Origin of the sequence: Stenotrophomonas sp. ATs4 (genome assembly GCF_051861585.1) — a bacterium.
Taxonomy (GTDB): Bacteria; Pseudomonadota; Gammaproteobacteria; order Xanthomonadales; family Xanthomonadaceae; genus Stenotrophomonas; species Stenotrophomonas maltophilia_AS.
This window is the reverse complement of the sequence record NZ_JBLYPK010000006.1, coordinates 196933-220126: the sequence shown is the minus strand read 5'-3', so window position 1 is coordinate 220126 and position 23194 is coordinate 196933. Positions and strand designations below refer to the sequence as shown.

Genomic DNA, 23194 nt, shown 5'->3' with positions numbered 1-23194 from the left:
GCTTCACGTTCTGGTCACAAAGCCCTTCAGTTCCCTCCGGCAGTGCCGATAGGGGGACAGAAGCCGGCCGCGCAGGAGCGCGCAGGACCGGAACGACCATCACCATCCCCGGAGATACACCTCGATGAAGTCCCTGCTTGCGTTCGTTTCGGCCGCTGTCCTGGCCACCACTGCCGCCTCCGCTTTCGCCCAGTCGGCGGACATGATCCCGCCGGAAATGGCACCGCGCTCGGTCGGCAAGGACGGCATGGTCTGTGGCAAGGTCGAAAAGGCCCGCTACGCAGAAGGTTCCGAAGGCCAGCCGACCTTCCTGTACATGGGCGGCGCCTTCCCGCGCCACACCTTCTCGGCCCGCATCGCCGGCGAAAACCGCGGCAAGTTCTCCTTCCCGCTGGAAACCCTGGAAGGCAAGACCGTGTGCGTGATCGGCAAGATCCAGCGCGACGCCTCGCGTGCCGAAATCGAAGTCAGCTCGCCGGCCAGCCTGAAGCTGGCCAACATCAAGTAATCCGCTGTCCGTCAGACCACGCCGGCCAGCGTGCCGGCGTGGCTGCTGCAACCGGGCCCGATGCCCGGACGCGTCTGCCTTAGGAGATCGCAACGCCCATGCCGTGGATCAACAACCTGAAACTGATGCCGAAGCTGATGCTGACCTTCGGCGTTCTCCTGCTGGTGATGCTGCTGCAGGGCATCGTCGCCTATCGCGGCCTGCATTCGCTGAACAATGTCACCACCGAGCTGGCCGGCTCGCGCATGGAAAGCATCCGCATGGCCGGCGAAATGCGCGGCATGCTGGGTGAATACCGCAATGCCGCCTACCAGCAGCTGATCCGCGCCAGCGACGACGTCAAGGCAGACGCCCGCAAGCAGTCCACTGAACTGCGCGAAAGCATGGACAAGTCGATCAAGGGCTATCCGACGCTGGTCGACAACCCGCAGCAGAAGAAGCTGTTCGATACCTTCGCCAAGGAATGGAAGGAGGCACTGGCCTCCTATGACAGCGTCACCGAGATGCTGGAGCTGGACCTGCCCGACGATGCGATCGACACCTTCGTTGGCGAAACCCGCGCCAAGCACCGCAAGGCAGGCGCGGCACTGGAAGCTCTGATTGCCGAAGACAACCGCCTCGCCCGCGCTTCGCGCGATGAGGCCGAATCCACCTACGCTGCCTCGGCCGTGTTGACCGTGATCGCCCTGCTGGGTGGCGCAGCGCTGGGCCTGGTGCTGGTCTGGCTGTTCGCCCGCGCCCTGGTTGGCAGCGTGCGCGGCGCCGTCTCGGTTGCCAATGACGTTGCCGGTGGCAAGCTGGATGGCCATATCGATGTCAGCCGCAAGGACGAAGTCGGCGAGCTGATGCAGGCCATGCAGCGGATGCAGCGCGATCTGCGCGAGCGCACCGAAACCGACCAGGCCATCGCCCGCGAAAACCTGCGCATCCGCACCGCGCTGGATTACAGCTCGACCGGCGTGTACCTGACTGACACCAGCAATACCATCGTCTACAGCAACCGCGCCCTGCAGCAGACCTTGACCCAGTATCAGGACGAGGTCCGCCGCGACCTGCCGGACTTCGATGCGCAGGCCTCGCTGGTCGGCAAGCCGGTCACCGTGCTCGAGCACCGTGGCGAGATGGACCAGACCCTGCTGGGCAACCTGAAGGCACACGGCGTCGCCCGTCGCCCGATGCAGTACGGCGATGCCCAGTTCGCCCAGGTGGTGTCGACCATCCGCAATGAAGGCGGCGACACCGTCGGTTACGTAGTGGAGTGGCGCGACCGCACGCAGGAAGCGCAGGTCGAGGCCGAAGTGGCCCGTGTGATCGCCCAGGCCGCCGCGGGCGACCTGTCCGGCCGCATCGACGCTACCGACAAGGAAGGCTTCTTCCTGCAGCTGGCCCAGCAGATCAACGGCCTGCTGGACGCCAACGCCGGCAGCATCGAACAGATCTCCGGCCTGCTTGCCGCGCTGTCGCAGGGCGACCTGACCGTGCGCATGCACGGCGACTACCAGGGCGTGTTCGCCCGCATGCGCGATGACGCCAATGCCACCGCCGCGCAGCTGAGCGAGATCGTCACCCGTATCAAGCAGTCCAGCCGCGCGATCAGCTCGGCCGCGGGTGAAATCGCCTCCGGCAACAGCGATCTGTCGCGCCGTACCGAACAGCAGGCGGCGAACCTGGAAGAAACCGCCGCATCGATGGAGGAACTGACCTCCACCGTGCGCCAGAACGCCGAGCATGCCCGCCAGGCCAACCAGCTCGCCATCGGCGCGCACGGCGTGGCCTCGCAGGGTGGCGACGTCGTCGGCCAGGTGGTCACCACCATGTCGGCCATCCAGGCCTCGTCGAAGAAGATCGCCGAGATCATCTCGGTCATCGACGGCATCGCCTTCCAGACCAACATCCTGGCATTGAATGCTGCCGTGGAAGCTGCCCGCGCAGGCGAACAGGGTCGTGGCTTCGCCGTGGTCGCCAGCGAAGTGCGTACCCTCGCCCAGCGCTCGGCCGCGGCCGCGAAGGAGATCAAGGGCCTGATCGACGACTCGGTCGGCAAGGTCAACGACGGCTCGGCGCTGGTGCACAAGGCCGGCGCGACCATGGGCGAGATCGTCGCCTCGGTGCAGCGTGTGACCGACATCATGGCCGAGATTTCTGCGGCCTCTCAGGAACAGTCCGCCGGCATCGAGCAGGTCAACCAGACCGTGGTGCAGATGGACGAGACCACCCAGCAGAACGCCGCGCTGGTGGAAGAAGCCACCGCCGCTGCACGCGCGATGGAAGAACAGGCCGGCCACCTCAGCGAGGCCGTGTCGATCTTCGTGGTGGACGAAGCCGAGGCCGTGGTTGCCCCGCCCCGCGTCGCCGCCCCGGTTCAGCGTGCTGCCGCACCGGTCACCCCGGCTCCGGTTGCGCCGCCAGCACGCCGCACGGCGGGTGGTCGCCCGATGGCCACCGAACTGGCCGACGGAGACTGGCAGGAATTCTGATGCCTGCCTGACCTGAGGTACGAAGACGCCCTGGCCTTGTGCCGGGGCGTTTTCGTTCTGCGACATCCAGACTGCCCGATTGCTCGATGCCGTGCCCTCCGCTAGCGCAATTCAAGCCTCTCGTCGAAATCGAACTCGAGCTGCCTGGGCGCGCGGCAGGCACGGAATCGACGCCATGGCCTCAAGCCTTCCATGCATATCGGTGGCGCTAGAACAAGCGCATGCTGCCACGCAGATACATGGCTCGCGTACGCGCAGCGACGGTAGGTGTGGGAAATAGACAAACGTAGAAAGCGAGCCAACGCGGTCATACGGAAATCATGATGCTCCAGCATCACCAGATAGATACTGGCGACCGAGTAGTGCAACTCCCCCTCGGCCGGCGGAATCGGATCCGCTTCGCAGGCCTCCATTACGCTCAGCGGGTCATCGCCATCGGCACTCAACCGTTCAAGCAGGGGATGGCTCCCTGCGTCGTCCCCCGGCGCATGATCCAGGCGCACGGCGTGCCGGACGTTCAGGTCGGTATAGCGCACAAGCCTCTGGTAGAGATGGCTGATCAACTGGCTTTGATCATCGCGCGCCTTGAGATCCAGCGGTCGCCTGTCGGACTGCTCCCATGTGGCCACCAACAACCAGGCTTCACTGATCACATCGTCTTCGCTGTATTCACCCCGCGTATGCCGCGCAATGCGCTTCAGGTCGCCCTGTCGCTCCACCATGAACTCCGCAAATCCGTCCAATGCCTGCCTGCTCCACACCGTGGCCTTCCACAGTGGGCCCGGTGGCGGCCTCCGGCTATGAACGGAGTTGCAGATTTCTGAGGGCTGCCCGGCGGCTGGATGACGATGGACAGGCAACGGATGCTCACAAATTTCCATCCACGCATGGCGTGGATCTACTGGATCACGCGCTACCGGATGTCCCCCCGCCAGCCGCCGCTGCAAGGAAACCTGAATACGTTCGGACACTGCGCCTCAATCCCCCGCCCCTGCGGCCGATAACGGGGTTGTCACGGCATGTCACGCCGCGACCGGCTCGGCGCCGCCCGCCCGCTTCGACCTGGTCCTGCTCGATGAATCTTCTGCATCGCTGGCAACACTACTTCAGCAATCTCTCCGTCCGGCGCAAGCTCAACCTGCTGACGCTGCTCATCGCGCTCGGTGTGATCGCGCTGTCGGTGATCGCCGCCCGCATGCAGTACCTGGACCTGACCGAGACCCGCAAGACCGCGCTGAAGACCCAGGTTGAACTGAGCGACGGCATCCTCCAGCACTACCATCGCCTGGCCGGTACCGGCGAGCTCAGCGAGAACGCTGCCAAGGCCGCCGCCCTGCAGGCGCTGGAAGTGATGCGCGCCGAGAACGACACCTATTACTACAACGTCTACGACACTGGCTATCACCTGCTGATGCACCCGTTCCGCAAGGACCTGGTCGGCAAGGACATGAAGGACTTCCGCACCGACGACGGGGTGCGGATCTACTACGACCAGGTCGAAGCGGCCAAGGCAGGCGGCGGTTTCGTCAACTACCGCTGGGCCAAGCCGGGCAGCAAGGGCGACGTCGAGAAGGTGGCCTACGCCAGCCTGTTCGCACCCTGGAACTGGGTGATCAGCAGCGGCGTCTACATGGATGACGTACAGAAGCAGGCACTGGTGTTCACCGCCATCATGGCCCTCTCCGGCGGCGTGCTGGTGCTGATCGTGCTGGCCCTGAGCTGGCTCATCGGCAACCGTATCGCCGTGCCGTTGAAGCAGGCCACCGCCGTCGCCGAAGGCATCGCCGCCGGCAAGCTGGACAGCCATATCGGCCCGCAGCCGCACGATGAAACCGGCCGCCTGCTGGAGGCCATGTCCGGCATGCAGCAGCAGCTGCACGCAGTGATCGGCGGCCAGCGCGAGATGGCCCGCCGCCACGACAGCGGCGAACTGAGCTACCGCATCGACGCCAGCGCCTTCCCCGGCGAATACGGGCTGATGGTGCAGGAAACCAATGCCCTTGTCGGCGGCCACGTGCAGACCCTGCACGATGTGCTGGAAGTAGTGCAGCAGTACGCGGTTGGCGACCTCAGCCGTGACATCGCACGTTACCCCGGCGAGAAGGCGGCGATGACCACCACCGTCGATACGGTCAAGGCCAACCTCGGCCGCATCAACGCCGAGATCAAGCAGCTGGCCAGTGCCGCTGCCGCCGGCGACTTCAGCCGCCGTGGCGACGCGCAGCGTTTCGATCACGATTTCCGCCTGATGCTGGAAAATCTCAATGCGATGATGGCGGTCAGTGATGACAACCTCGGCAAGCTCTCGCAGCTGCTGTCGGCCATTGCCGAAGGCGACCTGACCGCACGCATGCATGGCGATTACCAGGGTGTCTTCGCGCGCATGCGTGACGACGCCAACACCACGGTCTCGCAACTGACGCAGATCGTCGGCCAGATCCAGGCAAGCGCGTCCAGCATCACGCTCGCCGCCGGTGAGATTGCTTCGGGCAACAGTGATCTGTCGCGCCGTACCGAGCAGCAGGCTGCGAACCTGGAAGAAACCGCCGCGTCGATGGAGGAGCTGACCTCCACCGTGCGCCAGAACGCCGAGCATGCCCGCCAGGCCAACCAGCTCGCCATCGGCGCGCAGGGCGTGGCATCGCAGGGCGGCAGCGTGGTCGGCCAGGTGGTCAACACCATGTCGGCCATCGAAGCCTCGTCGAAGAAGATCGCCGAGATCATCAGCGTCATCGACGGTATCGCCTTCCAGACCAACATCCTGGCATTGAATGCTGCAGTGGAAGCTGCACGCGCCGGTGAACAGGGCCGCGGTTTCGCCGTGGTCGCCAGCGAAGTGCGCACCCTCGCCCAGCGCTCGGCCGCTGCCGCCAAGGAGATCAAGGGCCTGATCGATGACTCGGTCGGCAAGGTCGCCGAGGGCTCCAGCCTGGTCCACCAGGCCGGCAGCACCATGGGCGAGATCGTCGCCTCGGTGCAGCGCGTGACCGACATCATGGCCGAGATTTCCGCCGCCTCGCAGGAGCAGAGCGCCGGCATCGAGCAGGTCAACCAGACCGTGGTGCAGATGGACGAAACCACCCAGCAGAACGCTGCGCTGGTGGAGGAAGCCACCGCTGCCGCTCGTGCGATGGAAGAACAGGCTGGCCAGCTGGCCGATGCCGTGGCGATCTTCCGACTCGACAACCAGGTTTCCGCGGCAATGAAGGCCGTGGCCGCACGTGTCGAGCCGGTCCGCGCCGCTGCCGTGGCGCGCCCGCAGCCGGCTCCCGCACCGGCACCGGTCCGTCGTAGCAGCAACGCCAGCACCTTCGTCGCCAGCGACAGCGACTGGCAGGAATTCTGAGACCCACCCGCGGCGGCTTCGGCCGCCGCCTCTGCCGATGGATACGTCCCCCGTGCAAAGCTCAACCCCCATCGTCACCGGCCCGCGCGAATTCGAGTTTGCCGACCGCGATTTCCGCCGCGTCTGCGACCTGATCTACCAGCGCGTGGGCATCGCCCTCGCCCCGGCCAAGCGCGACATGGTGTATGGCCGCCTGTCGCGCCGCCTGCGCACACTGGGCATGCGCAGCTTCCAGCAGTACCTGGACCATCTGGAACAGGAAGACGGTGACGAGTGGCAGGCGTTCACCAACGCGCTGACCACCAACCTGACCTCGTTCTTCCGCGAACCGCACCACTTCGACAAGCTGCGCGAAGAGCTGCAGCAGCGCGCGAATCGCTCACCGCTGCTGCTGTGGTCGTGCGCGGCGTCCACCGGCGAAGAGCCCTATTCGATGGCGATCACCGCCTGCGAGGCGTTCGGCACGCTGAAACCGCCGGTACGCATCGTCGCCACCGACGTTGATACCCAGGTGCTGGCTACCGCCGGCCGCGGCGTCTACAACATCGACCGCGTCGCCAGCCTTGATCCGGACCTGCGCCGTCGCTACTTCCAGCGTGGCAGTGGCCCCAACGAGGGCCAGTGCCGCGTGCTGCCGGCGCTGCGCGAGCTGATCGAGTTCCGCCCGCTCAACCTGCTCGCTCCGCGCTACGACGTCGGCGGCCCGTTCGACGCATTGTTCTGCCGCAACGTGATGATCTATTTCGACAAGCCGACCCAGCGCGCGATTCTCGGGCGGTTGGTGCAGCACCTGTCCGAAGATGGCCTGCTGTATACCGGCCATTCCGAGAACTACCTGCACGCGGCCGACCTGATCCAGCCGTGCGGACGCACCCTGTACCGCCGTGCGGCAAAGGCCGGCGCATGAACGCCTCGCTACGTACCGACGATGTGATGCGCTATCAGGACGCACGCTTCAAGACCATCGCCGCCAAGCTGCTGCCGACCCAATACCTGGTGGTCGATGACACCACGGCCCTGACCACCACGCTGGGTTCCTGCGTGGCCGCCTGCCTGCGCGATCCGGTACTGAAGATCGGCGGCATGAACCACTTCCTGCTGCCCGAAGGCAACGCCGGCGATGGTGCACCGGCGCGCTACGGCAGCTACGCGATGGAACTGCTGATCAACGACATGCTCAAGCGCGGGGCGCATCGCAAGCGTATCGAAGCCAAGGTGTTCGGTGGTGCCAACGTGCTCAAGGGCTTTACCAGTAATCCGGTCGGCACCCGCAACGCCGAGTTCGTGCGCCAGTACCTGCAGGCCGAACACATCCCGATCATCGCCGAGGACCTGTGCGGCATCCATCCGCGCAAGATCTGGTTCTTCGCCGATACCGGCCGCGTGGTGGTGCAGCGCCTGCCGCATGCCCATGAAGCTGAAGTGGCTGCGACCGAATCGGCGGTGCGTGCACGCCTTTCGAAGGCCCCGGTCACCGGCGGCGTGGAGCTGTTCGAATGACCCTGACCGGCAACGCCCCCTGCCGGGTCCTGATCGTCGACGACTCCGCCGTCGTGCGGCAGATGCTCACGGAAATCCTGTCCAGCGATCCAGGCATCGACGTGGTCGGCACCGCCGCCGACCCGCTGCTGGCGCGCGAGAAGATCAAGCGACTGGCCCCGGACGTGATCACCCTGGACGTGGAAATGCCGCGCATGGACGGCCTGGCGTTCCTGGAAAACCTGATGCGCCTGCACCCGTTGCCGGTGGTGATGATCTCCTCGCTGACCGAACGCGGCGCCGACACCACCCTGCAGGCGCTGGCACTGGGCGCAGTGGATTTCGTCTCAAAGCCGAAGCTGGACGTGGCGCGCGGCCTGCAGGCCTACGCCGATGAGATCGTCGCCAAGGTCAAGATGGCAGCGCGCTCCCGGGTACGTCCGCTGGTGCGGACTGCAATCCCGAAGCTCACGCTGGACACCGCCCCTGCCGTGCGTCCGACAGCGACCCAGTTCCGCACCACCGACCGTTTGATCGCGATCGGCTCGTCTGCTGGTGGCACCGAAGCACTGCGCATGGTGCTCGAAGGCATGCCCGCCGACGGTCCCGCAGTGGTGATGACCCAGCACCTGCCGGCCAGCTTCAGCAGCGCCTTCGCCGAACGCCTGGACCGCCACTCGGCCATGGCCGTACGCGAGGCCAGCGACGGCGAAGCCGTGCTGCCCGGCCATGCCTACCTGCCACCGGGCGGCAAGCACCTGCGCATCATCCGCGACGGTGCGCGCTGGCGCTGCCGCGTGGACGACGGCCCGGCAGTGAACCGGCACAAGCCGGCGGTGGACGTGCTGTTCCGTTCGGTCGCGCAGAGTGCGGGTGGCAATGCCATCGGCGCCATCCTCACCGGCATGGGTGACGACGGCGCACGCGGCCTGCTGGAGATGCGCCAGGCCGGCGCCCCGACGCTGGTGCAGGACGAAGCCACCAGCGTGGTCTGGGGCATGCCCGGTGCGGCCTTCAAGCTCGGCGCGGCCGAGGAACAGGTGCCACTGGAACGCATCGCCGAACGGCTGCTGGCGCTGGCGCGCGGTTGATCGCATGCAGCAGGTGCAGGCCAGCCGCTGGCCCTGCTCACCCGATACGGGTAGTGCCGGCCGCTGGCCGGCAGCACCACTGCGGGCAATGTGCTCTTTGCCGGGAAGCGCCTTCAAGGCACTGCCGACTGGACCATCCAGTAGCAGATAACCCAGGAACGCGCCCGGGGGATTCTCTGCTTCAACTTCCTGCCGGGCAATGCGCGGCACCGCTGCATCACGCAGTCGCAGTTACGGTCCCCACACCGTGATCCGCACCTTTCCACGCACCGGTATGCCATCCCTGCTGGCGGCGTTGTAGCTCCATCGATACGCCGCCTCCACAGCCGCCGTATCCAGCGCCGCCGATCCGCTGCCGCGCGCAACTTCCACGGCAACCGGGCGACCCTGCTCGTCTACGTCCACCAGCAGGGTGGTCGCGCCATCACCGCGCTCAGGCTTCTGGTAGTTCTCAAGCTGCACCGGATGCTGGCGTTGCGAGTCCGCATCGACCGAGGCATGGATTTCCACCTCTTCGGCAGCCTCTGACCGCGCCGCGTTGGCACGGGCGATCTCCAGAAACTGCTCCTGCAGCATATACACGCGGCGTTCGGCGGCACTCATCCGGGTATCAGCGTCGCCCTCGTCGCTCGCCTGCGTTGCTGGCGGCACGGGTTCATTGGCCCAGGCCGGCATCGAAGCTGCCAGCAGCAGCATCGCCACTCGCCCCAGGCTTGCTGCTGCGCGCAGCATCACAGCTCGAACGACACCGGCACACGGATTTCGCCGCGCACCGGTACACCGTCTTCGCTGGCCGGCAGGTACTGCCACTTGCGTGTCGCCGCCTGCGCGGCCTCGTCCAGCTCCGGCCAGCCAGTGCTCTGCAGCACGGTCGCACCGAGCCATTGTCCGTCGGCAGCCACCTGCACCATCAGGATCGCCTCCCCCTCTTTCCCATCGCGAAACGCCTGCGATGGATAACGCGGCGGGTTGTTGTGCTTGCTCTCCATCACGATCGAAGCCGGCACGTGCGCGGTGCGAACGCTCTCGACAACTGTCTTCTGTACCGCCTGCTGTGCCATCGCGCCGTGCGCCATCATCATTGTGGCCAGCACGGCTGCATGCCCAAACCAGCGCCAGCAGCCAGCGCCGCATCCCTTCAATCGATCCTGCAACATCCCTGTTCTCCTACAGACCAAGCGACAAGTCTAGCGCGGTGAAAACAAAAAACCCCCGGCTCTCACCGGGGGTTCTTCGTTTCAACGGGCTGCCGGCCAGCGGCCGGCACTACCGCATCAGGCAGCGACCGTCTTGGCCACGTCCTGGTATTCCTCGATCTGGTCGAAGTTCATGTAGCGGTAGATCTCCGCGCCGCTGGCGGCGATCACGCCCACATCGGCCATGTACTCTTCCTTGGTCGGGATGCGGCCCAGACGCGAGCAGATCGCGGCCAGTTCGGCCGAACCCAGGTACACGTTGGTGTTGCGGCCCAGGCGGTTCGGGAAGTTGCGGGTCGAGGTCGACATCGCGGTGGAGCCTTCGCGGATCTGCGCCTGGTTGCCCATGCACAGCGAGCAGCCCGGCATTTCCATGCGTGCGCCGGTGGCGCCGAAGGTGCCGTACACGCCTTCCTTGGTCAGCTCCGAGGCGTCCATCTTGGTCGGCGGGGCCACCCACAGGCGGGTCGGCAGGTCGCGCTTGCCTTCCAGCAGCTTGGCGGCCGCGCGGAAGTGACCGATGTTGGTCATGCACGAACCGATGAACACTTCGTCGATCTTGGCGCCAGCCACTTCGGACAGCGTCTTCACGTCGTCCGGGTCGTTCGGGCAGGCCACGATCGGCTCGTGGATGTCGGCCAGGTCGATCTCGATCACGGCGGCGTACTCGGCGTCGGCGTCCGGCTCCAGCAGCTCCGGGTTGGCCAGCCACGCTTCCATCTTCTCGATACGGCGCTGCAGCGAACGCGGATCCTGGTAACCCTCGGCAATCATCCACTTCAGCAGGGTGATGTTGCTGGTCAGGTACTCGATGATCGGTTCCTTGTTCAGGCGCACCGAGCAACCGGCCGCCGAACGCTCAGCCGAGGCGTCGGACAGCTCGAACGCCTGTTCGACCTTCAGTTCCGGCAGGCCTTCGATTTCCAGGATGCGGCCGGAGAAGATGTTCTTCTTGCCAGCCTTGGCCACGGTCAGCAGGCCCGACTTGATGGCATACAGCGGGATCGCGTTGACCAGGTCACGCAGGGTCACGCCCGGCTGCATCTTGCCCTTGAAGCGCACCAGCACCGATTCCGGCATGTCCAGCGGCATCACGCCGGTGGCAGCGGCGAAGGCGACCAGGCCCGAACCGGCCGGGAACGAAATGCCCACCGGGAAACGGGTGTGCGAGTCACCACCGGTACCGACGGTGTCCGGCAGCAGCATGCGGTTGAGCCAGCTGTGGATCACACCGTCGCCCGGGCGCAGCGACACGCCGCCGCGGGTGGAGATGAACTCCGGCAGGGTGTGGTGGGTCTTCACGTCCACCGGCTTCGGGTAGGCAGCGGTGTGGCAGAACGACTGCATCACCAGGTCGGCCGAGAAGCCCAGGCAGGCCAGGTCCTTCAGCTCGTCGCGGGTCATCGGGCCGGTGGTGTCCTGCGAGCCCACCGAAGTCATCTTCGGTTCGCAGTAGGTGCCCGGGCGCATGCCCTGCCCTTCAGCCAGACCGCACGCACGGCCCACCATCTTCTGTGCCAGCGAGAAGCCCTTGCCGGTGTCGACCGGCTGCACCGGCAGGCGGAACAGATCGGTCGGGGCCAGGCCCAGCGCTTCACGCGCCTTGCCGGTCAGGCCGCGGCCGATGATCAGCGGAATGCGGCCACCGGCACGCACTTCGTCGAACAGTACGTCGGACTTGACCTGGAATTCGGCGATGACTTCGCCGTTCTTCAGCGCCTTGCCTTCGTACGGACGCAGCTCGACCACATCGCCGTGCTCCATCTTCGACACGTCCAGCTCGATCGGCAGTGCACCGGCATCTTCCATGGTGTTGTAGAAAATCGGGGCGATCTTCGAACCCAGGCAGACGCCACCGGCGCGCTTGTTCGGGATGAACGGAATGTCATCGCCGGTCCACCACAGCACGCTGTTGGTGGCCGACTTGCGCGAGGAACCGGTGCCGACCACGTCGCCCACATAGGCGACCAGGTGGCCCTTGTCCTTCAACGCCAGAATCTGCTGGATCGGACCGCGCTTGCCGTCTTCTTCCGGGGTGAACGCTGCATCGTCACGCTTGTTCTTCAGCATCGCCAGGGCGTGCATCGGAATGTCCGGGCGGGTGGTCGCGTCCGGTGCCGGCGACAGGTCATCGGTGTTGGTCTCACCCGGCACCTTGAACACGGTGACGGTCAGGCTCTGCGGCACCTCCGGGTTGCTGGTGAACCATTCGGCATCGGCCCAGCTCTGCAGCACGGCCTGGGCGTTGGCGTTGCCAGCCTTGGCCTTTTCCTGCACGTCATGGAACGCATCAAACACCAGCAGGGTCTTCTTCAGCGCATCGGCCGCAATAGCAGCGACGCTGGCGTCGTCCAGCAGCTGGATCAACGGGGCAACGTTGTAACCACCCAGCATGGTGCCCAGCAGTTCGGTGGCGCGCTCGCGGCTGATCAGCGGGTTCTGCTCGCTGCCCAGCGCGATCGCGGCCAGGTACGAGGCCTTGACCTTGGCAGCATCATCGACGCCGGCCGGCACGCGGTGGGTCAGCAGGTCGAGCAGGAACTCGGCCTCGCCCTGCGGCGGGTTCTTCAGCAGTTCAATGACATCGGCCGTCTGCTGCGCGGTCAGCGGCAGGGGCGGGATGCCAAGCGCAGCGCGCTCGGCGACGTGGTGGCGGTAGGCTTCCAACATGACAACTCCCGGGTAATGCGATTTAAGGATTGGACGGGCTCAGGCTTGCGGCACGATCAGCTTCAGGCCCTTGAAGTAGTCGCGGTAAAACGTGTCGTTCCAGGTGATCAGGCCATCGCACTGCAGCAGTGCGTGGGCGCCGACCATGAATTCGTCCAGGCTGCGGCGGCTGCCGTTGCGCTGGCGGTGGCGGCGGTGCATCTCGCCGGCGCGCAGCGCCGATTTGGCTTCCATCGGGTTGAAGTGCACGCCCATTTCTTCCAGCGCTTCGAGCACCTCGGCGCCGCCGCGCAGTGATGCGCAGACCTCGGCGAGGGTCGCGCCGCAGACCACCACGCGGCCACCCACCAGGCTCTGCCTGAGGATGGCCTCCACGGCATCGGCCTGTGGGCCATTGCTGAGCAGCTCGACCAGCACCGGTGAATCGACGGCGATCATCACGGCTTATTCCTCGTCGCGCACCGAACGCACTGCGGCGTCGGACGATTCGAAGCCGTCCAGCGCGAACTTGCCGCGCGCCCGTGAAATGGCATCGTCAACACTCTTGCGCAGGATGATGCGGCTGCCATCCAGTTCGACCTTCAGCAGCGTGCCCTTGGTCAGGCCGAGGGCATCACGTACTGCCTTGGGCAGGGTGATCTGTCCGCGTTCTGCAACAGTGGCTTCCATCAGTAGGCCCTCCAGAGTATGCACAAATTATACATACTTCCCCGGGCATACTTCCACCCTGAACTGGACCGGCACTCCGCCAGCCCTTGCCTCGCAAAGGATCGGCCTCAAACGTGACATACGCCATACACCGTCCCCTGTAGTCTGGAACCGATGCCGCAGGCCGGACCCGGCCCGGGTGAATCCATTCAGTTTGGGGTTCATACTGGAGAACCGGGGCCACCAGGCCCACGGCGACCGCAAGCAGGCCCGTCCACGCACGGGCCAGAGCAAGCCATCCGCAAGAAGGAGTTACCCCGCATGAGCGATTCGTTCTCCACCCGCAGCCAGCTGAACGTCGGCGGCAAGACCTACGACTACTTCAGCCTGCCCACGCTGGGCCAGCGCTTCGATATCTCCCACCTGCCCTACTCGATGAAGATCCTGCTGGAGAACCTGCTCCGGCACGAGGATGGCGGCGTCACCGTCGGCAAGGACCACATCGAAGCCGTGGCCCGCTGGAACCCGGCGGCCGAGCCGGACACCGAGATCGCCTTCATGCCGGCGCGCGTGGTCCTGCAGGACTTCACCGGCGTGCCCTGCGTGGTCGACCTGGCCGCGATGCGCGATGCGGTGGTCAAGCTCGGCGGTTCGCCGGAGCAGATCAACCCGCAGATTCCCTCCGAACTGGTCATCGACCACTCGGTGCAGGTCGATGTGTTCGGCAAGCCCGATGCACTGGACATCAACGGCAAGATCGAATTCCAGCGCAACCAGGAACGCTACGGCTTCCTGCGCTGGGGCCAGAAGGCCTTCGACAACTTCAAGGTGGTGCCGCCGAACACCGGCATCGTCCACCAGGTGAACCTGGAGAATCTGGCCCGCGTGGTGATGACCGCGGACAAGGACGGCAAGGCCATCGCTTACCCCGATACCGTGTTCGGTACCGACAGCCACACCACCATGATCAACGGCATCGGCGTGCTCGGCTGGGGCGTGGGCGGCATCGAAGCCGAAGCCGCCATGCTCGGCCAGCCGTCGTCGATGCTGATTCCGCAGGTGGTCGGCTTCAAGCTGACCGGCAGGCTGCCCGAGGGCGCTACCGCCACCGACCTGGTGCTGACCGTCACCCAGATGCTGCGCAAGCTGGGCGTGGTCGGCAAGTTCGTCGAGTTCTATGGCGACGGCCTGCAGCACCTGCCGCTGGCCGACCGCGCGACCATCGGCAACATGGCCCCGGAATACGGCGCCACCTGCGGCATCTTCCCGATCGATCACGAATCGCTGAACTATCTGCGCCTGTCCGGCCGCAGCGAAGAGCAGATCGATCTGGTCGAAGCCTATGCCAAGGCGCAGGGTCTGTGGCACGACGCCAACAGTCCGCATGCGCAGTACAGCACCACGCTGGAACTGGACATGGGCACGGTGAAGCCGTCGCTGGCCGGCCCCAAGCGCCCGCAGGACCGCGTGCTGCTTGAAGACGTGCAGAAGAACTACCGCGAGGCACTGGTAGGTATGACTGCCAACCGCGACAAGCGCAGCGAGGATGTCTCCACCTTCGTCAATGAGGGCGGCGGCGCTGCGGTCGGCAACGAGCAGCTGGCCAGGGGTTATGCGGATATCGAGACCGAAGGCCGCAAGGTCCGCCTGAAAGACGGCGCGGTCGTCATCGCCGCCATCACCTCGTGCACCAACACCTCCAACCCGGCAGTGATGATCGGCGCCGGCCTGCTCGCGCGCAACGCGGCGGCCAAGGGCTTGAACCGCCAGCCGTGGGTGAAGACCTCGCTCGGCCCAGGCTCGCGCGTGGTCACCGATTACCTTGAAAAGGCCGGCGTACTGAAGGAACTGGAGAAGATCGGCTTCTACGTGGTCGGCTACGGCTGCACCACCTGCATCGGCAACTCCGGCCCGCTGCCAACCGAAGTCAGCGCCGGTATCGCCACCGGCGACCTGGTGGTCACCTCGGTGCTGTCGGGCAACCGCAACTTCGAGGGCCGTGTGCACCCCGAAGTGAAGATGAACTACCTGGCCAGCCCGCCGCTGGTGGTGGCCTATGCCATTGCCGGCACCACCGACATCGACCTGACCACCCAGCCGCTGGGTACCGGCAGCGATGGCCAGCCGGTGTTCCTGCGCGACATCTGGCCGAGCAACAAGGAAATCGGCGACGTCATCGCTGCCACCATCGGCCCGGAGATGTTCAAGCAGAATTACGCCGATGTGTTCAAGGGTGATACCCGCTGGAACACCATCGCCTCGCCGGACGGCAATCTGTACGAGTGGAGCGATGCCTCCACCTACATCAAGAACCCGCCGTACTTCGATGGCATGACCATGCAGACCGGCAGCATCGACGATGTGCACGGTGCACGCGTGATGGGCCTGTTCGGCGATTCGATCACCACCGACCACATCTCTCCGGCCGGCAACATCAAGAAGGACTCGCCGGCAGGCCGCTTCCTGCAGGAGCGCGGCGTGCAGCCGGCCGACTTCAACAGCTACGGCAGCCGCCGCGGTAACGATGACGTGATGGTCCGCGGCACCTTCGCCAACATCCGCATCAAGAACCTGATGTTCGGTGGCGAGGAAGGCGGCAACACCCTGTACTACCCGGCCGGTGGCGGCCAGCCGGAGAAGCTGGCGATCTACGATGCGGCCATGAAGTACAAGGCCGACAACGTGCCGCTGGTGGTGCTGGCCGGCAAGGAATACGGCACCGGCTCGTCGCGTGACTGGGCCGCCAAGGGCACCCTGCTGCTGGGAGTGAAGGCGGTGGTCGCCGAGAGCTTCGAGCGTATCCACCGTTCCAACCTGGTCGGCATGGGCGTGCTGCCGCTGCAGTTCCGCAACGGCGAGAACGCGCAGAGCCTGGGCCTGGATGGCTCGGAAGTGATCGACGTCACCGGCCTGCAGGACGGCGCCAGCAAGCGCGCCACGGTCACCGCGACCAAGGCCGATGGCACCAAGAAGACCTTCGAAGCCTCGGTGATGCTGCTGACCCCGAAGGAAGTCGAGTACTTCCGTCATGGCGGCCTGCTGCAGTACGTGCTGCGCCAGCTGGCCAGCAAGTAACGCTTCACCTGTAGGGCCGGACCATGTCCGGCTGCCGTTGGCAGGAAAGCAGCCGAGCATAGGCTCGGCGCTACAGAGAAGACGAAAGGGCCGGATCCTCGCGGATCCGGCCTTTCTCGTCTACACACGGGTCTACTCGCTCCAGGTCACCCGTCGGCCCATCGGTCACGGCCGCACGCCAAACAGATGCCATGACGTTTTCACTGCTGGGCCACTGGTATCCAGCGACCAAAGACCTTCCGCCCACTCCAGATGCCCGTCCGGCGCATCCTCGTTGAACACCGTCACCGACATCTCACTGGCCGGATGCGGCGTCTGCTCTACGCGATAGCACACCGCACCGGTATTTCCCTGGTAGACATTGGAGAGGAAGCCAGGCGGGCAACGCACATCCAATACCCGGTAACCACTGCTCTCCTCGCTGGCATAGACATTGGTGTGGATCGAGTACGTGACCAGCCCACCAGAATGCGGTGCCAGCTGCAGGTTGAGCTCTGCCGTTTCACCCAGTGCGATCACCGGAAAGTTCAGTTGCACCATCGCATCCGGCGCCGCGCGGGCCGCCAAGGAGAACGAGACCATCAGCGCACAGCTGAGGATTCGGATCATTGTTCAACTCCGGAAGAGGATCGTTGAACAAAGATTGCCGCGAACGGTCCTGCATGTCTTTCAGAATGCTGCGAAATTTCGTGCGGCCCGATCTCGGCGGCTGGCCAGCGAGCAACGCTTCACCTGTAGAGGCGAAGGGTGCCGGCCAGGACGACCGGCATAGCCATGCTCGGCTGCCGTTGGCAGGAAAGCAGCCAGGCATCGGCTCGACGCTACAGAGAAGACGAAAGGGCCGGATCCTCACAGATCCGGCCCTTACTGTTTCTCCGCAGCCAGGCATGGCCTGGCTCTACTGCATCACCGGCGGCATCGGAGTATGCCCGGATGCCCGGTCACCGGCGCGGCGCGTCCGGGTCGGTACGCAGGGCCTTCAGCAGGCCCCACATGTAGAAGGCCAGGATGAACGAGAACGGCAGGCCGCACAGCACCACCGCCGTCTGCATCGCACTGAAGTTGCCCGCAAGCAGCAGGCCCACGCTGGCCACGGTGATGCCCGCCGCCCAGAACACGCGCAGCCAGATCGGCGCGTCATGGCCGTCTTCCACGCCATCGTCAACGCGGCGGGTGCACAGGTTGGCGATCATCAACGTGCCCGAATCGACCGGGGTCAGGAACAGCACGAAGCCGATCACCACTGCGGCACCGGCCACGTACGGCGCGCCGGGCAGGTATTCCAGCAGCTTGAACAGGGTCATTGCCGCATCATGCTGGGCCACGTCACCCAGGATCGCCTGGCCGTGATTGAGCACCAGGTCGATGGCAGTGTTGCCGAAGATCGACAGCCACGCCAGGGTGAAACCGAGCGGGATCAGCAGCACGCCCATGATCACTTCACGGATGGTGCGGCCGCGCGAGATGCGCGCCACGAAAAGGCCGACGAACGGCGCCCAGGCGATCCACCACGCCCAGTAGAACAGCGTCCACGAACCCATCCACTCACGGCCCTTCGGGTCGTTGAGGTACATGTCGAAACTCTTGCGCACGAACGCACCGAGGTAATCGCCGGTGTTCTGGATCAGGCCATCGAACAGGTGCAGGGTCGGGCCGGTGACCAGCACGAACAGCAGCAGGCCGCACAGCAGGCGCACGTTGAGGTTGGAGAGCCACGCGATGCCCTTTTCCACACCGGCCACCACGCCGATGGTGGCCACCACCATCATCACCAGCACGATCGCCACCAGCACCTGCGGCGTATCCGGGATGTGGAACAGGTAGACCAGGCCGGACTGCACCACCAGCGCGCCGATGCCGAGGTTGGTCACCATCGAGATCAGCGTGGCGAGGATGCCGAAGCCATCGACCATGTCGCCGATGCGGCCATGGATGCGCTCGCCGAAGATCGGGTACAGCGCCGAGCGCAGTGCCAGCGGCAGGTCGCGGCGGTAAGCGAAATAGCCCAGTGCCACGCCGACCAGTGCGTACAGCGCCCAGCCGTGCAGGCCCCAGTGCAGGAAGGTCAGCACCATCGCCTCGCGACCGGCAGCCACAGTGCCGCCGGGCTGCCCGGGCGGATTGAGGAAGTGGTCCAGCGGCTCGTAGGCGCCGTAGTACAGCAGCGCGATGCCGATGCCGGCCGAGAACAGCATCGACACCCAGGCCACGTAGCCGAAGGCCGGCGATTCCTCGTTGTGGCCCAGGCGGATGCGGCCATACGGCGAGAACGCCAGCCACAGTACGAAGCCCAGGCACAGCACGATCAGCAGCATGTACCACCAGCCGAACGCGGCCGAGACTTCGGCCTGCGCCCATTGCAGCCAGTGCTCGCTGCCTTCGGGAAAGAGAACGGTGAGCAGCCCGAGGATGCCGATCGACACCGAGGAGCTGAAGAAGACAAAACGGTTCAAGCGCAGGGGCGAACGCTTGGGATGAGCCAGGGAAGACATGGGGTCGTCTCATCAAGTCCGAGGGAGCACATGGGCGGGGCCGGACCGGTAAACCGGGCCCATGGCGTGGGGCGCGAGCGCATCCTAGGGTTTATTGATTGAACGTTCAATCAATAAAAAGCATAATGGCGGGCAGCCCGATCCTTCGGGTCGCAATCCGTGGAGAGACAATGCCGAAGAAAGGCGTGGAACCGGTACGGCGCGAACAGCTGATCCGGGCCACTTTCCAGACCATCGACGAGATCGGCATGGCCGATGCGACCGTCGCCACCATCGCCAGGAAGGCAGGGCTGTCCAGCGGCATCGTCGCCCACTACTTCGGCGACAAGGACGGTCTGCTCAATGCTGCAATGCGGCAGATCCTGCGTGAACTGAAGGACGCGGTCGCCCGCTACCGCACCGACGCCGGCGACGACCCGCGCGAGCAGCTGCGCGCCATCGTCGATGGCAACTTCGATGACAGCCAGATCAACGGCACCGCCATGCGCGTCTGGCTCACCTTCTGGGCCGCGAGCATGCACCAGCCGGAACTGGCCCGGCTGCAGCGCGCCAACGACCAGCGCCTGTTCTCCAACCTGTGCCACCAGTTCAACCGCCTGCTGCCCCACCCGCAGGCCCGCCTGGCCGCCCGCGGCCTGGCCGCGATGATCGATGGCCTGTGGCTGCGCGGCAGCCTGGTCGGCGGCCAGTTCAACGCCGAGAAGTCCCGGCGCATCGCTTACGGCTACATCGACTTCCAGTTGCAGGCTGTCGCGCTATAAGCGTTGCAGCACCCGCCCCCTTCCAAGGAGTACGCCCCATGACCACCCTGCCCGTCCAACAGCTCTACATCCACGGCCAGCGGGTCGATGCCACCAGCGGCAAGACCTTCAAGACCATCAACCCGGCCACAGCCGAGGTGATCGCCGAAGTGCAGGTTGCCAGCCAGGCCGACGTCGAGCGCGCCATACAGAGCGCGGCCGAAGGCCAGAAGGTGTGGGCGGCGATGACGGCCATGGAGCGTTCGCGCATCCTGCGCCGCGCCGTCGAGATCCTGCGTGAGCGCAACGACGAGCTGGCCCACCTGGAAACCCTGGACACCGGCAAGGCACTGGCCGAGACCACCACCGTGGACATCGTCACCGGCGCCGACGTGGTCGAGTACTACGCCGGCCTGGCCACCGCCATCGAAGGCATCCAGCTGCCGCTGCGCGAATCGAGCTTCTTCTACACCCGCCGCGAGCCGCTGGGCGTGGTCGCCGGCATCGGTGCCTGGAACTACCCGATCCAGATCGCCATGTGGAAGTCGGCCCCGGCGCTCGCCGCCGGCAACGCCATGGTATTCAAGCCGTCGGAAGTGACCCCGCTGACGGCCATCAAGCTGGCCGAGATCTACACTGAAGCCGGTGTGCCGGCCGGCGTGTTCAACGTCGTGCAGGGCCCGGGTCGCGAGATCGGCAACTGGCTGACCGAGCACCCGGTGATCGAGAAGATCTCCTTCACCGGCGGCGTCGCCACCGGCAAGAAGGTCATGGCCAGCGCCGCCTCCTCTTCGCTGAAGGAAGTGACCATGGAACTGGGCGGCAAGTCGCCGCTGGTGATCTGCGATGACGCCGACCTCGACCGCGCCGCCGACATCGCGGTGATGGCCAACTTCTTCAGCTCCGGCCAGGTCTGCACCAACGGCACCCGCGTGTTCGTGCCGCGCAGCATGCTGGCCGCCTTCGAGGCCGCCGTGGTCGAGCGCGTCAAGCGCATCCGCATTGGCGACCCGATGGCCGCCGAGACCAACTTCGGCCCGCTGACCAGCTTCCCGCACATGGAAAACGTGCTGCGCTACATCGAAAGCGGCAAGGCCGAAGGCGCCCGCCTGCTGACCGGCGGCGGCCGTGCCACCGACGGCGCGCTGGCCAACGGTGCCTACGTGCTGCCGACCGTGTTCTCCGACTGCCGCGATGACATGACGATTGTCCGGGAAGAGATCTTCGGGCCGGTGATGAGCATCCTTGCCTACGACGACGAAGACGAAGTGGTGCGTCGTGCCAACGACACCACCTTCGGCCTGGCCGCCGGTGTGGTCAGCAAGGACATCAGCCGCGCCCACCGCATCATCCACCGCCTGGAAGCCGGCATCTGCTGGATCAACACCTGGGGCGAATCGCCGGCCGAAATGCCGGTGGGCGGCTACAAGGAATCCGGCGTCGGCCGCGAGAACGGCCTTTCGACCCTGGGCCACTACACCCGCATCAAGTCGGTGCAGGTGGAACTGGGCGACTACGCCAGCGTGTTCTGACCGGCGGGCCCCGGGCCCGCCCCACGTCCGGCCACCGCGCCGATCCGAGATTACGCCGGGACGCCTGCACGCAGCGCGGCCCGGCCTGAAGGAGACAACCATGAGCACCCATAACGAGTACGACTACATCATCATCGGCGCCGGTTCGGCCGGCAACGTGCTGGCCACCCGCCTCACCGAAGATGCCGATGTCAGCGTGCTGCTGCTGGAAGCCGGTGGCCCGGACTACCGGCTCGACTTCCGTACCCAGATGCCGGCGGCACTGGCCTTCCCGCTGCAGGGCAAGCGCTACAACTGGGCGTACAAGACCGATCCCGAGCCCTTCATGAACAACCGCCGGATGGATTGCGGTCGTGGCAAGGGCCTGGGCGGTTCGTCGCTGATCAACGGCATGTGCTACATCCGCGGCAACGCGATGGACTACGACAACTGGGCCGGCATGCCGGGCCTGGAAGACTGGACCTACCTGGACTGCCTGCCGTACTTCCGCAAGGCCGAAACCCGTGACATCGGCCCCAACGACTACCACGGTGGCGAAGGCCCGCTGCGCGTGAACACGCCGAAGGCCGGCAACAACGAGCTGTTCGCGGCGATGGTCGAAGCTGGCGTACAGGCCGGCTACCCGCGCACCGACGACCTCAACGGCTACCAGCAGGAAGGCTTCGGCCCGATGGACCGCACGGTCACGCCGAAGGGTCGCCGCTCCAGCACCGCGCGCGGCTATCTGGACCTGGCCAAGCCGCGCCCGAACCTGACCATCGTCACCCACGCGCTGACCGACCGCATCCTGTTCTCGGGCAAGCGTGCGGTGGGCGTGCAGTGGCTGCACAACGACCAGCCGCAGCGCGCCACCGCCCGCCGCGAAGTGCTGCTGTGCGGCGGCGCCATCGCCTCGCCGCAGATCCTGCAGCGTTCGGGCGTCGGCCCGGCTGACCTGCTGCGCAGCCTGGACATCGACCTGGTGCACCACCTGCCGGGCGTCGGTGCCAACCTGCAGGACCACCTGGAGATGTACCTGCAGTACGAGTGCAAGAAGCCGGTGTCGCTGGCGCCGGCACTGAAGCTGTACAACCAGCCGGCCATCGGCGCGGAGTGGCTGTTCCTGGGCACCGGCATCGGCGCCAGCAACCAGTTCGAGGCCGGCGGCTTCATCCGCAGCGATGCCGAGTTCGACTGGCCGAACCTGCAGTACCACTTCCTGCCGGTGGCGATCAATTACAACGGCTCCAACCCGATCAAGGCGCACAGCTTCCAGATGCACGTCGGTTCGATGCGCTCGCCCAGCCGCGGCCGCATCCACGTTCGCTCGAAGGATCCGCGCGAAGACCCCAGCATCCTGTTCAACTACATGTCGCACGACCAGGACTGGCGCGAGTTCCGTTCGGCGATCCGGATCACCCGCGAGATCTTCGCGCAACCGGCGCTGGCACCGTACAGCGGCCGTGAGATCTCGCCGGGCAGCGCCCTGCAGACCGATGCACAGATCGATGCGTTCGTGCGCGAGCATGCCGAAACCGCCTACCACCCGTCGTGCTCGAACAAGATGGGCCACGCCGATGATCCGATGGCGGTGGTCGACGGCCAGGGCCGCGTGCACGGCCTGGAAGGCCTGCGCATCGTCGATGCCTCGATCATGCCGCAGGTGGTGACCGGCAATCTCAATGCGCCGACCATCATGATCGCCGAGAAGCTGGCCGATGTAATCCGCGGCCGCACCCCGCTGGCCCGCAGCACCGCGCCGTACTTCAAGGCCAATGGCGCACCGGTGCGCAACAAGGCGTAACCCCTTCCACACCCTGCAACACCCGCCGGGCATGGCCCGGCGCTACCCGTATGCATGTGCATCTTCGGTAGCGCCGGGCCATGCCCGGCGGCTTTTGGCGCATATGGCTGCCCGGCACCGCCCCTCTTCGCGTTTTCCCTACGGAACGGTATGCTGC

The 23194-nt window shown here is 65.7% G+C and carries 18 protein-coding genes; 10 read left to right on the top strand and 8 right to left on the bottom strand.

Translation table 11 applies throughout. From position 1 onward, the window contains the following. Positions 1-124: 124 nt before the first annotated feature. Together ABR323_RS12725 and ABR323_RS12720 are read left to right on the top strand one after the other, a co-directional pair. Complete coding sequence (locus ABR323_RS12725) at positions 125-508, top strand: hypothetical protein (protein WP_135273515.1); 384 nt, start codon at positions 125-127, stop codon at positions 506-508. A 98-nt stretch (positions 509-606) separates the two neighbouring features. Next, complete coding sequence (locus ABR323_RS12720) at positions 607-2985, top strand: methyl-accepting chemotaxis protein (protein WP_439449584.1); 2379 nt, start codon at positions 607-609, stop codon at positions 2983-2985. Between the two features lie 101 nt (positions 2986-3086). On the opposite strand, the gene ABR323_RS12715 is transcribed toward ABR323_RS12720, so the two are convergent. Continuing rightward, on the bottom strand, positions 3087-3956 hold the full coding sequence (locus ABR323_RS12715) for a hypothetical protein (protein ID WP_439449583.1): 870 nt from the start codon (positions 3954-3956) through the stop codon (positions 3087-3089). 104 nt (positions 3957-4060) lie between these two features. On the opposite strand from ABR323_RS12715, the gene ABR323_RS12710 reads away from it, so the two are divergent. The 4 genes from ABR323_RS12710 to ABR323_RS12695 are packed head-to-tail and all read left to right on the top strand — an operon-like array spanning position 4061 to position 8901. Continuing rightward, on the top strand, positions 4061-6331 hold the full coding sequence (locus tag ABR323_RS12710) for a methyl-accepting chemotaxis protein (protein WP_439449582.1): 2271 nt from the start codon (positions 4061-4063) through the stop codon (positions 6329-6331). Between the two features lie 37 nt (positions 6332-6368). Further along, positions 6369-7238, top strand: coding sequence for a CheR family methyltransferase (locus ABR323_RS12705; protein ID WP_135273511.1), 870 nt, complete (start codon positions 6369-6371; stop codon positions 7236-7238). Beyond that, positions 7235-7831 carry a chemoreceptor glutamine deamidase CheD gene (gene cheD / locus ABR323_RS12700; protein WP_008264676.1) on the top strand — a complete coding sequence of 199 codons (597 nt, stop codon included), beginning with the start codon at positions 7235-7237 and terminating at the stop codon, positions 7829-7831. Before ABR323_RS12705 ends, cheD begins: the two co-directional genes overlap by 4 nt. Continuing rightward, entirely contained in the window at positions 7828-8901 is a 1074-nt protein-coding gene (locus ABR323_RS12695) for a protein-glutamate methylesterase/protein-glutamine glutaminase (protein ID WP_439449581.1), read from the top strand. The genes cheD and ABR323_RS12695 overlap by 4 nt, the downstream gene beginning before the upstream one ends. A 231-nt stretch (positions 8902-9132) precedes the next feature. Here ABR323_RS12695 and ABR323_RS12690 read toward each other — a convergent pair whose 3' ends face one another. From ABR323_RS12690 to ABR323_RS12670, 5 genes are all read right to left on the bottom strand, one after another. Then, the gene (locus ABR323_RS12690; RefSeq protein ID WP_439449580.1) at positions 9133-9633 is read right to left on the bottom strand and encodes an energy transducer TonB; all 501 of its coding nucleotides are present in this window, start codon (positions 9631-9633) and stop codon (positions 9133-9135) included. Continuing rightward, on the bottom strand, positions 9633-9962 hold the full coding sequence (locus ABR323_RS12685; RefSeq protein ID WP_439449579.1) for an energy transducer TonB: 330 nt from the start codon (positions 9960-9962) through the stop codon (positions 9633-9635). The genes ABR323_RS12690 and ABR323_RS12685 overlap by 1 nt, the downstream gene beginning before the upstream one ends. Before the next feature lie 213 nt (positions 9963-10175). After that, positions 10176-12767: a bifunctional aconitate hydratase 2/2-methylisocitrate dehydratase gene (gene acnB / locus ABR323_RS12680; RefSeq protein WP_439449578.1), complete on the bottom strand. Its 2592-nt coding sequence runs from the start codon at positions 12765-12767 to the stop codon at positions 10176-10178. Between the two features lie 39 nt (positions 12768-12806). Continuing rightward, entirely contained in the window at positions 12807-13205 is a 399-nt protein-coding gene (locus tag ABR323_RS12675; RefSeq protein WP_135273537.1) for a type II toxin-antitoxin system VapC family toxin, read from the bottom strand. Between the two features lie 6 nt (positions 13206-13211). After that, a complete protein-coding gene (locus ABR323_RS12670; RefSeq protein WP_006364928.1) occupies positions 13212-13436 on the bottom strand; it encodes an AbrB/MazE/SpoVT family DNA-binding domain-containing protein in 225 nt (74 codons plus the stop codon). A 300-nt stretch (positions 13437-13736) separates the two neighbouring features. Between ABR323_RS12670 and acnA the strand changes: the two genes are divergently transcribed. Continuing rightward, complete coding sequence (gene acnA, locus ABR323_RS12665; protein WP_439449577.1) at positions 13737-16490, top strand: aconitate hydratase AcnA; 2754 nt, start codon at positions 13737-13739, stop codon at positions 16488-16490. A 165-nt stretch (positions 16491-16655) separates the two neighbouring features. Here acnA and ABR323_RS12660 read toward each other — a convergent pair whose 3' ends face one another. Further along, positions 16656-17099, bottom strand: a complete 444-nt coding sequence (locus tag ABR323_RS12660) for a hypothetical protein (protein ID WP_439449576.1) — start codon at positions 17097-17099, stop codon at positions 16656-16658. 332 nt (positions 17100-17431) lie between these two features. Continuing rightward, a complete protein-coding gene (locus ABR323_RS12655; protein ID WP_135273505.1) occupies positions 17432-18982 on the bottom strand; it encodes a BCCT family transporter in 1551 nt (516 codons plus the stop codon). Between the two features lie 170 nt (positions 18983-19152). On the opposite strand from ABR323_RS12655, the gene betI reads away from it, so the two are divergent. The 3 genes from betI to betA all read left to right on the top strand — a co-directional run bounded on the left by betI (position 19153) and on the right by betA (position 23037). Next, positions 19153-19743 (top strand): transcriptional regulator BetI, encoded by a 591-nt coding sequence (gene betI / locus ABR323_RS12650; RefSeq protein ID WP_135273504.1) that lies wholly within the window; start codon positions 19153-19155, stop codon positions 19741-19743. Between the two features lie 38 nt (positions 19744-19781). Next, a complete protein-coding gene (betB, locus tag ABR323_RS12645; protein ID WP_439449575.1) occupies positions 19782-21254 on the top strand; it encodes a betaine-aldehyde dehydrogenase in 1473 nt (490 codons plus the stop codon). A gap of 100 nt (positions 21255-21354) precedes the next feature. Beyond that, complete coding sequence (gene betA / locus ABR323_RS12640) at positions 21355-23037, top strand: choline dehydrogenase (RefSeq protein ID WP_439449574.1); 1683 nt, start codon at positions 21355-21357, stop codon at positions 23035-23037. Positions 23038-23194 lie beyond the last annotated feature (157 nt).

Coding starts and splice junctions, on each gene's coding strand:
- acnB (WP_439449578.1), bottom strand. CDS start 12,767: ATGTTGGAAGCCTACCGCCACCACGTCGCCGAGCGCGCTGCGCTTGGC.
- ABR323_RS12690 (WP_439449580.1), bottom strand. CDS start 9,633: ATGCTGCGCGCAGCAGCAAGCCTGGGGCGAGTGGCGATGCTGCTGCTG.
- betI (WP_135273504.1), top strand. CDS start 19,153: ATGCCGAAGAAAGGCGTGGAACCGGTACGGCGCGAACAGCTGATCCGG.
- ABR323_RS12705 (WP_135273511.1), top strand. CDS start 6,369: ATGGATACGTCCCCCGTGCAAAGCTCAACCCCCATCGTCACCGGCCCG.
- ABR323_RS12670 (WP_006364928.1), bottom strand. CDS start 13,436: ATGGAAGCCACTGTTGCAGAACGCGGACAGATCACCCTGCCCAAGGCA.
- ABR323_RS12720 (WP_439449584.1), top strand. CDS start 607: ATGCCGTGGATCAACAACCTGAAACTGATGCCGAAGCTGATGCTGACC.
- ABR323_RS12725 (WP_135273515.1), top strand. CDS start 125: ATGAAGTCCCTGCTTGCGTTCGTTTCGGCCGCTGTCCTGGCCACCACT.
- ABR323_RS12685 (WP_439449579.1), bottom strand. CDS start 9,962: ATGGCACAGCAGGCGGTACAGAAGACAGTTGTCGAGAGCGTTCGCACC.
- betA (WP_439449574.1), top strand. CDS start 21,355: ATGAGCACCCATAACGAGTACGACTACATCATCATCGGCGCCGGTTCG.
- acnA (WP_439449577.1), top strand. CDS start 13,737: ATGAGCGATTCGTTCTCCACCCGCAGCCAGCTGAACGTCGGCGGCAAG.
- ABR323_RS12660 (WP_439449576.1), bottom strand. CDS start 17,099: ATGATCCGAATCCTCAGCTGTGCGCTGATGGTCTCGTTCTCCTTGGCG.
- betB (WP_439449575.1), top strand. CDS start 19,782: ATGACCACCCTGCCCGTCCAACAGCTCTACATCCACGGCCAGCGGGTC.
- cheD (WP_008264676.1), top strand. CDS start 7,235: ATGAACGCCTCGCTACGTACCGACGATGTGATGCGCTATCAGGACGCA.
- ABR323_RS12675 (WP_135273537.1), bottom strand. CDS start 13,205: ATGATCGCCGTCGATTCACCGGTGCTGGTCGAGCTGCTCAGCAATGGC.
- ABR323_RS12710 (WP_439449582.1), top strand. CDS start 4,061: ATGAATCTTCTGCATCGCTGGCAACACTACTTCAGCAATCTCTCCGTC.
- ABR323_RS12695 (WP_439449581.1), top strand. CDS start 7,828: ATGACCCTGACCGGCAACGCCCCCTGCCGGGTCCTGATCGTCGACGAC.
- ABR323_RS12655 (WP_135273505.1), bottom strand. CDS start 18,982: ATGTCTTCCCTGGCTCATCCCAAGCGTTCGCCCCTGCGCTTGAACCGT.